Origin of the sequence: Microcystis sp. M_QC_C_20170808_M3Col, assembly GCF_007095505.1 — a bacterium.
Taxonomy (GTDB): domain Bacteria; phylum Cyanobacteriota; class Cyanobacteriia; order Cyanobacteriales; family Microcystaceae; genus Microcystis.
Genome location: NZ_SFBY01000457.1, coordinates 1 through 9,196 on the forward strand (window position 1 = coordinate 1; position 9,196 = coordinate 9,196).

Consider the following 9,196-nt stretch of genomic DNA (forward strand, 5'->3'; position numbering starts at 1 on the left):
GAAGGGTTGTTATCCGTTGTGATAATTGTACCGGAAGGCAATTGATAGCCTGTTAAATTCCCTTGTTTCCACCACCTCCAAGCCGTTCGATAACTTATTCCTGTTTTTTTTGCCTAGTCCGATAGTTTCGTGTTCACATATTACCATGGCTGGCTATATCTGACTATATTTGTATTGAAACTTTACAATACTAAATCCAGTTATTAAAAACTGATTATTGATTCTCCCCTGTGCCTCTTGCCTGTTGCCTGTCCTAATATGTAGGGTCTGCTGAATAAATCTAAAAACCTTGTTGGGTAAGACTTTTAGACTTTTTGTCAATCAAAAAGTACTGGATATGGGAGTGATCGGGGGGAAAATTCAGGTACTTTTTCCCTGAAAATTAGGTAGTTGACCACCTCAAAACTGGTAAAACCCTACACCCCACACCCCACACCCCACACCCTGCCCCCAAGAAAAACTTTTTGCCGCAGACCCTATGTAGCCTATACTCAACGGATTTAGTATTAGTTGAATAATCGTTGCAGAAAAGTGCTTCGATCCCGCAGGAAAACCTGAGCGCAATTACGCCCCGGCATTCCCGAAATTGAGCCGCCGGGGTGAGTTCCTGCCCCAGTTAAATAAAGGTTTTTAATTGGGGTTTTGTAGTTAGCTATTTCCGGCAAAGGACGCAGGAAAATCATCTGATCTAAGGTCATATCAAGATGATAGTAATTACCTTTATAGGAACCCAAACGATTAGCTAATTCTGCCGGACTTTCCACCCGACGGGCAATAATGGCGGATTTGAGATTTGGGGCATAATCGGCCAGTTTATCAAGAACTCGATCGGCCACGCGATTTTTTAATTCTTCCGTCCATCCCGTGCCGTTTAATCCCGTTCCCTCGGCCCCGGCAATCTGATAGGGGGCAAAAAATTCGATCCAGAGGGTATGCTTGCCTTGGGGAGCCATGGAGGGATCGAGAATAGTGGGTACATCTAGGTACATCGAGGGATTTTCGTCGGGAATCTGCCCCAAAATCGTTAAAGCGTGGGCCTGTTCAACGTGACGCACGGAATCGGCGATGAGAATCGTTCCCTGTAAATACTCCTCTTTGTGATCGTAAGCCTCGAACCTTGGTGCTTCGGCGAGGGCGCAATCAATTTTAAGAATTGTTTCATTGTTATTGACAATTCGCCGTTCTACCCTTTCTCGCAATTCTGGATCGGCGGCATCCACATCGGCGGGGGCGACTAACTGTAAAAAGACTCGTCTAGCGTCAATATTAGAGATAACAGCCGCTTTTGCCAGATATTCTTGTCCAGAGTCCACTCTAACCCCGATCGCTTGTCCTTCCTCCATTAGAATCTGTTTAACCTTCTGCTCGGTTAAAATCACCCCACCGAGACTGACAACACATTTCACCAGAGCCTCGGTTAGTGCGCCTGTACCACCACGAGGGCGAGCCACCCCGGGAGAATGACGCATCGCCATCATCATCATCCCGGAGGTAATGCCTTTTTGGGAGGGAGGAGCGCCAATTTCTGCCGCTAGACGAGCTAGGGGTGCTTTCACAAATTCGCTCTCAAACCACTCATTGAGGACATCTTCGGGGGAAGTAATCATCGTGCGGATGAAGTCGAGCAGTTTCTTTTTCGAGCCGATCGCTTTCCAGACACTAGCTAAGGCACTAGAGTCATAATTGCGGGCGATTCTGAGCAAATCTTGGGGCGGAGCGTTAAACCAAGGAGCGATCGCATTCAGCAACTGTCCCCAATAGTCGATAAACTGAAGGTAGCGATCGGCATCTCGCCGACAAAACTGGGCAATTGCGGCGTGAGTTTTTTCCAGAGAGCGATAGGAAAGAAAATATTGGCCGGAGGGATGGGGACAGAAAACGGTAGGATCGAAGAATAAATACTCTAATCCGTGGCGTTTTAGCTCTAATTCCTCAATTACTGGCCCTAAAAAGATAAATTCGTGATCGATCGCACAGAGATTAAACTTAAAATCGGGGGCTAGATCTGGGATAACCGCTTCTGTGGTAGCGGCTCCTCCCGGTACGCTACGCTGTTCGAGAAGGAGGACGCGATAACCAGCTTTGAGGAGATAGGCGGCACAAACTAAACCATTATGCCCCGCACCGATGAGGATGACATCGTAACTTTCCATGCAGTTTCAAAAATTCCTATTTTTAATTTTGCGCTTTTCTTGACCCTAATATGTTAAAAATAGTTAAAGATTGGCTGTTGTCAGCAGATTTCAGCGAGCAGTTATGAGTGAGCAGGTAGAAAACATTTAATTTTTCCTTTTTTTTATGAGTTCTTCAATCAAAGTCATTCAACCATCGGGTATTTTAGATGGCAACCAAGCCAGCCAATTTCGCCAAGAAATTGCCGAAGCCGTGCAGGGAGGTTCAGAGGTTATTATCGTTGATTTCAAGAATGTCACCTTTATGGATAGTTCTGGTTTAGGGGCGCTAGTTTTATCCTTAAAAACCGTGCGTTCTGCGGGGGGTAAACTATTGATCTGCTCGATTAATGAGCAGATAAAAATGTTATTTGAATTGACCGATATGGATCGAGTTTTTGAAATTTTTAATAACCGAGAAGAATTAGAACAAAAAATCCTCGGAAGTTAATTAACGAAAATCCACCTGCATGATCGAAAGATCATCCTTAAAATTACCATCAAATTGTAAAGCTTGAATTTCTCCAATAAAATTATCAAGATTTTTGGCAGAATTACAGTGATAATTTTGCAAAGATTGAAGAAAGTTCTCTAGTCCCCACATCCTACCATCTGCACAATCGATCTCGTAAATTCCATCGCTAAAAAGATAAAGGCTACTGGAGAAATTCAGGGATTGAACCTGATTGATATATTCTGCTTCTGGAAACATTCCGATGGGAAAACCGGGGGCTTTCAGTCTGGTTTCAATCATCTGTCCAAAAGGTTTTTGAGTCAGGAGAACTGCCGGGGGATGACCGGCACTGGCATAGGTTAACTGTTGTTGTTTCTGATCATAAATTCCGTACCAAATAGTAAAATATTTATCATTCTTAGGGCTGATTTGATAAACTTGATTTAACCCATGTAAAACCTGATTAGGTTGATAGTAATTCACCTGAGTTAAACCACGGGAACGGAGTAAATTAATCACCGAAAGGCAAGGTAAAGCCGCTCGCAAACCATGGCCAGCCACATCTAAAAGATATAACATCAAATGGTCATTATCTAACCAATAATAATCAAATCCATCCCCCCCCAATCGACGAGAAGGAAGGAAGCGAAAATCGATAGCAAGTTTTCGAGAAATAAAAGGTTCTGGTAACAGCGATCGCACATATTCCGCCGCTTCCGCTAACTCCATTTCTAGTAATTGTTTTTGCGCTTGCAGATCATGACTTAATTGATGCAAACGAATTCCCGCCCGCACGCGCGCTCTTAACTCATTAATCTCGATCGGTTTACATAAAAAATCATCGGCCCCCGCATCCAATCCCTTCACCCGATCCTCCACCGATCCCAAAGAAGTTAAGAGGATAAAAAAAGTCGTTGACAGTTGGGGATTGAGCTTAATTTGCCGGCAAACTTCCAACCCATCGATCCCCGGCATCATCCAATCACAAATAATCATCGCTGGTTTTAGTTGCCCCGCTTGCTTTAATCCTTCTTCCCCATCACTGGCAATAAAAACCTCGTATTCCTTCCGCAAAGCGCGGCTCAAAAACGTTTGAATTACTCCATCATCATCAATTACTAGAATTCGTACCATCTTTTTTGTGACTCGACTATCTCAATCTTAACTGCTTACCCCCGACTCCCTAACAGATGACTTTGCTTGTCCCCCTCTCAGGGGATTAAATCCAGAATCGAGCTAACACATCAGTCATAGTTTGGGAAAAATGGTATAACTTCTAGCGTAAGGCATTGGAGAGGTAAGCCGGGGGTGAAGATTTCTTTTCAGGTAGATAGCGATCTCAAGTCCTTAGATAGCGTTTTAAAATATTTTGAGCAATTTAAACTGGCGGGCATTCCCCAAAAAGACTGGCTCCACTGTCAGCTTGCTCTTGCCGAAGGTTTTACCAATGCAGTCCGTCACGCTCACCGACACCTCCCTCCCGAAATCCCGATCGAGATCGAGATCGAGATTACCCGATCCCAGATGGAAATTCGCATCTGGGATCGGGGTTACGCCTTCGATTTAGAGGACTTTATCGAGAAAAACGCCTATCATGACTATAGTTTCTCTGGTCATGGGCAAGGACTGCCGATCCTCCAAAAAATCGCCGATCAACTCAGTTATACTCGCAGCGAAGATCAGCGCAACTGTCTGTTAATTATTAAACAATTTTCCCGCCATGAATCCGATCGCGCCCCTCGTTTCTCCTAGTTGGTTAGTGACTAATCTCGATCGCCCCGATCTGATGGTTATTGACTGTCGTTTTCAATTAAACGATCCCGATCTCGGTTATCAAGAGTATTTAGCCAATCATATTCAAAATTCCTTCTATTTACACCTCGATCGCGATTTATCGGCTCCCGTTGCCCGTCATGGCGGCCGTCATCCTTTACCGAATCCGCAGACGATAGCCGCTAAATTAAGCTCTTTAGGGGTGATTTCTGGTCAAACTCATGTCATCGCCTACGATGCCTCCCGTTTTGCCTTTGCCAGTCGTCTCTGGTGGTTATTACGTTATCTCGGCCATGAACGAGTCAGCATTCTCGATGGTGGTTGGCAAAATTGGTTAAATGCCGGTTATCCCGTCTCCAATCAGATACCTGTGCCGAAAACCGGCGCTTTTTTCCCCCAAGTTCAACAGGATTGGGTAGTCACGATCGAGGAGGTAAAAAGGCAAAAAGAGCAAGCGGGAGTGGTGTTAATTGATGCCAGGGAAAGCGATCGCTATCGGGGTGAAAGGGAACCGATCGATCCGATCGCCGGCCACATCGAGGGGGCGCTTAATTATCCCTGGTTAGAAGTCACCGATAGTCAGGGTTTTTCTCAACCCCCGGCCCGGCAAAAACAACGTTGGCAAGAGCGGCAAAGCGATCGAGAAATTATCCTCTACTGTGGTTCGGGAGTGACAGCCTGTGTCAATATCTTTTCCCTTACCCTAGCCGGATACGACAATGTTAAGCTATATTCTGGAGGTTGGAGTGATTGGTGTTCCTACCTGATCTAACCAGCCTTGTTGATACCCATCTATCAAGAAAGATTATCAAAATGACCTAATTACTGTACAATCTCTCTATTATCACTTTTAATTATTCCCAAACTATTATCTAGTTTGTCTCCTAGACAAAAAAGCTAATTTTTATTTTAGTTGCTATCTTTTTGCTCTCAAATCACCGCTATTCCTCAAAGAATAGTCGTTTTCCCCCGTAAAATTACTAAAAAGTAATTTTATAGTTAAACTCTATAAAAAATTAGGTATGTATTTTGTATGACAGAAGCCGGTCTTTGTCATTGTAATGGTGGCGGCCGTCCGAAAGATCGCCTTTCGATTTTTGTGGATGGCAATAATATGTTTTATGCTCAACAAAAAAATGGTTGGTTTTTTGACCCGCGTAAGGTGTTAAATTACTTCACCAACGACCCGAATATTATGTTAATTAATGCCTTTTGGTACACGGGTTTAAAAGATTCCCAAGATCAAAGAGGTTTTCGCGATGCTTTAATTAGTTTGGGTTATACGGTGAGAACAAAAATTTTGAAAGAATATTATGATGATAGTTCCGGTCGGTTTTCCCAGAAAGCTAATTTAGATATCGAAATTGTCGTCGATATGTTTAATACCGTCGATCAATACGATCGAGTGATTTTATTTAGCGGTGATGGCGATTTTGAACGAGCGATCGAACTATTGCGCTCTAAAAATACTCATATTACCGTAGTTTCTACGGAAGGGATGATCGCTAGGGAATTGCGAAATGCCACCGATCGCTATATTGACCTGAATGATATTCGCAAAGATATCGAAAAAAGTGATTATTAATCGGCCTACCCTCACCCCAATCCTTCTCCCAGAAGGGGATAGGTGAGGCAATTAACCATCTCTTGTTTATTTTTCCTTGAGTCGAAATAGTAAAAACTGATTGACCTGATTCGGATTAAAATTATCATCACTGACTAAAATCAAAGAGCGACTGCCATCAGCTAATCTTGGACCGAGGGTCATTCCCTCCAAATTATCTAAATCAATCCCCAAAGTCCCTAAATCTAGTAATAATTTTTTCCGCAAGGGTTGCACCTGTAAAGCTTCTAATTCTCCCGGTATCCGAGCAATTTTCGAGGTATCAGTGGCACTCCCATTAACTACCTGAAATAGTTTCGCTCCAAAACCTTCTAAACCAAAAGTTCGCTCTAAACTGAGAAAATAACCCTCTTTTTCTAAAGCTAATAATTCCGTTAAACCGTAGTATCTCGCACCACTGGGTGGCTCATCTAACACATACAATTGTTCTGATACTAACACAGGCGCACCAATCGGATCAATAACATAATGAAGAAGTCGCACTCTGAGATTTTCTGCTCTTTTTCCCGTGGGACTATCTTGAATTAAAGCGTTTTCTGTGGCAGTAAACAAACGAAAAGGATCGTCTTTGAGAGTGCTGGTAATCCCTAAAGTTAAGGATTCAAACCCTAAATTATCCTGTATTCCTTTTTGATTGCTATCATCCGGTAAAAAGCGATTAGGAATTAACAAAGACTCCTTTAATTGTCCCTGCAAATCAAATTCAGCAATAAAAGGATCAATTCTCTGTTTAACCGCACCTTCACTGGAAATAAACAAAGTTTGTCGGGGCGAAAAAGCGATACCTTCCGGGTCGATCGATCCCTTTTTAAACGTTTCTCCCTTGCCATCTTTTAGGAACGTGACTGCCTCTAAATTCACTTTTTCGATTTTTTCACCATTTATCTGCAAACTAGCCCGATAAAAGCGGGCCGGAGCTTTCTGAGAACGATCATCACTGAGGAGATAAAAGCGGTTATTGGCACGATCATAGGTAATTGCCGATAATCCCCCCACCCTTGTCCCTTGATAATCCGCTTGTGGTAATTGATATTCTCCCAAAAACTCGACCGAGAGCGGTAGAAACATTCGTTGTTCTGCTAAAACTTGCGGGGAGACACCACAGGCAGCCAGACTAAAGGTTACAATCAAACTAGCAATTAAACCCAAAATTGGGAAACGCAAATTTTCGGCAGTCAGTCTCTTATAGAATCGATCGATCACAAAATATCCTCCTCTACTACGCTCCTATCAGTCTATTATGCTACGTTTTTCTCTCAGTTTATGGCTCTGTTTGATCGGTACTTCCCTTCCTCTCCTAGCACAAACAGAAACCCCTGCACCCAATCCCCTCGAAACTCCCCTAAAAAGTCCTTTATTACCCGGAATTGATCGCCCTTTAACTCCCTTGGAGCGTCGTCAACTGCTATTATACATCGATCAACGCAATGCTGAAGCTCAAGCTAAATACGATGCGGGATTAAATGAGGAAGCTTTTCCTATCTGGTATGAAGTGATTAAATTAAATCGTTATTTAGGAGCAAAAGAAGAAGTAAAATCTTTGGGAAAAGTGGGTTTAGCAGCTTGGAATCGAGATCGAACCGAGGATGTTAAATTAATTACTAATCGTTTAAAAGCTGTGCAACAAACTGCGGAAACTAACCAGACAATGGACGGAGAATTATTAGCATTACTAGGTACATCCTATGAACAGGTACGAGCTTTTAATGAGGCGATAATTATCTATGATAAAATCCTAGCTAATGCCAGACAATCTGGCGATAACACAGCAGTAGAAGCAACTTTAAATCAACTTGGTCAAATTCATTTATCCCGTTTTGATTATCAAAAAGCCGCCCCAGTTTACGAGGAATTATTAACTATTTCTAAGACGCAGAATAATTCTTTAACTCAAGGAATTTATTTGCAAAGACTAGCAGAAATTTATCGAGAATCTCTGCAACCAGCTAACGCCGTAAAAATTAAAGAAGAAATAGCTGAAACCCAGATCAGAAATCAGCAAATACAGTTAATCCCCGCTCTAAAAATTCAAATTGGTTTAGATTATCAAGCTTTAAAAGATGCAAATAAAGCCAGCCAAAACTTTCAAGAAGCCTATTCTCTCGCTTTTGCTTTACAACAGTACGGCATCGCAGGAGAAGCTTTAAATAAGTTGGCCGAACTCTATAAAAGTTATCAACAGGTAGATTATGCTTTACAAATATATCAAGAATTAATTAAAGTCCATGAATTGGGTTATAATTACTACGGTTTAATGAATACCTACGATCAAATCGGTCAAATTTATCTAGAGAGAAAAAATTATCCCCAAGCTTTACTTGCTTTCCAAAAAGGTGCGGAATTAGCCCAAGCTATCCGTTATCGTGAACAATATTTTCAAACCCAAATCACCCAAGTTAATCAAGCAATAAATAATCCTGAACAGTGATCTTTAAGTCTTTGAATAGTTAACTATCAGATGGACAGGGGAATGGGGAAGTGGGGAAGTGGGGAATTTCCACTAAAACCCTAAAACCCTAAAACCCTAAAACCCCAAAACCCCAACCCCCAACACCCAACCCCCAACACCCCAATGGACAACTCCTATTCTGAATTAAGCGAAGACTTGCTGAAATTGGTGCAACATTTACCCCACTTGAAAGATGGTAAATGGATTCAAAGATCTCTGGAAGCAATAGTCAGAATTGCCGAGGAGGAAATCGATCGCCTGGATTGGAAAATTTTAACCTACGCGATCGAAGATCTAGAAAAGGGATTTCAGGTATTTTACCCCTACCGTCATATTCGTAAACTGACCATTTTTGGCTCGGCACGCATCAAACCCGACAGCAGTGAATACCGTCTCGCAGTGGACTTCGCGCGCTGTATCAGTCAATACGGTTTTATGGTGTTAACCGGTGCCGGGGGTGGCATCATGCAAGCGGGGAATGAAGGCGCTGGACGGGAAAATTCCTTCGGATTAAATATTCAGCTACCCTTTGAACAGGGGGCTAATCCTTATATCATAAATGATGCCAAATTAATCGATTTTAAATATTTCTTTACCAGAAAACTATTTGGCTCTTCGGGAATTGTTATGCAAATAATTAACTTAAAATAAAATTCGATGAGAGCAACTACGCTCAAAAGTAGCTGAAATTCATACAGGAAAGGACTTAAGGCACAAAAGGGTTA

Annotated in this window: 8 protein-coding genes and 1 pseudogene; 6 read left to right on the forward strand and 3 right to left on the reverse strand. The window is 42.4% G+C overall.

What is annotated here, in order from left to right; all coding sequences use genetic code 11:
* Window positions 1–506: 506 nt before the first annotated feature.
* Window positions 507–2,153: a beta-carotene ketolase CrtO gene (gene crtO, locus EWV84_RS20955; RefSeq protein WP_287079832.1), complete on the reverse strand. Its 1,647-nt coding sequence runs from the start codon at window positions 2,151–2,153 to the stop codon at window positions 507–509.
* A 145-nt stretch (window positions 2,154–2,298) separates the two neighbouring features.
* Here crtO and EWV84_RS20960 point away from each other — a divergent pair, with 145 nt between their 5' ends.
* Window positions 2,299–2,622 carry an STAS domain-containing protein gene (locus EWV84_RS20960; protein WP_287079833.1) on the forward strand — a complete coding sequence of 108 codons (324 nt, stop codon included), beginning with the start codon at window positions 2,299–2,301 and terminating at the stop codon, window positions 2,620–2,622.
* On the opposite strand, the gene EWV84_RS20965 is transcribed toward EWV84_RS20960, so the two are convergent.
* Window positions 2,623–3,759, reverse strand: a complete 1,137-nt coding sequence (locus tag EWV84_RS20965) for a PP2C family protein-serine/threonine phosphatase (RefSeq protein ID WP_287079836.1) — start codon at window positions 3,757–3,759, stop codon at window positions 2,623–2,625.
* A gap of 174 nt (window positions 3,760–3,933) precedes the next feature.
* Between EWV84_RS20965 and EWV84_RS20970 the strand changes: the two genes are divergently transcribed.
* From EWV84_RS20970 to EWV84_RS20980, 3 genes are all read left to right on the forward strand, one after another.
* Entirely contained in the window at window positions 3,934–4,377 is a 444-nt protein-coding gene (locus tag EWV84_RS20970) for an ATP-binding protein (protein WP_287079837.1), read from the forward strand.
* A complete protein-coding gene (locus EWV84_RS20975; protein ID WP_287079839.1) occupies window positions 4,346–5,170 on the forward strand; it encodes a sulfurtransferase in 825 nt (274 codons plus the stop codon). Before EWV84_RS20970 ends, EWV84_RS20975 begins: the two co-directional genes overlap by 32 nt.
* Before the next feature lie 261 nt (window positions 5,171–5,431).
* Window positions 5,432–5,983, forward strand: coding sequence for a LabA-like NYN domain-containing protein (locus tag EWV84_RS20980; protein ID WP_002764933.1), 552 nt, complete (start codon window positions 5,432–5,434; stop codon window positions 5,981–5,983).
* Between the two features lie 66 nt (window positions 5,984–6,049).
* Here the strand turns inward: EWV84_RS20980 and EWV84_RS20985 are convergent, their stop codons facing one another.
* On the reverse strand, window positions 6,050–7,225 hold the full coding sequence (locus EWV84_RS20985) for an esterase-like activity of phytase family protein (protein WP_287079840.1): 1,176 nt from the start codon (window positions 7,223–7,225) through the stop codon (window positions 6,050–6,052).
* Between the two features lie 37 nt (window positions 7,226–7,262).
* Between EWV84_RS20985 and EWV84_RS20990 the strand changes: the two genes are divergently transcribed.
* Complete coding sequence (locus EWV84_RS20990) at window positions 7,263–8,450, forward strand: tetratricopeptide repeat protein (RefSeq protein WP_287079842.1); 1,188 nt, start codon at window positions 7,263–7,265, stop codon at window positions 8,448–8,450.
* A 144-nt stretch (window positions 8,451–8,594) separates the two neighbouring features.
* Window positions 8,595–9,080: pseudogene (locus EWV84_RS20995) on the forward strand (LOG family protein); the annotation flags it as partial.
* Between the last annotated feature and the right edge of the window lie 116 nt (window positions 9,081–9,196).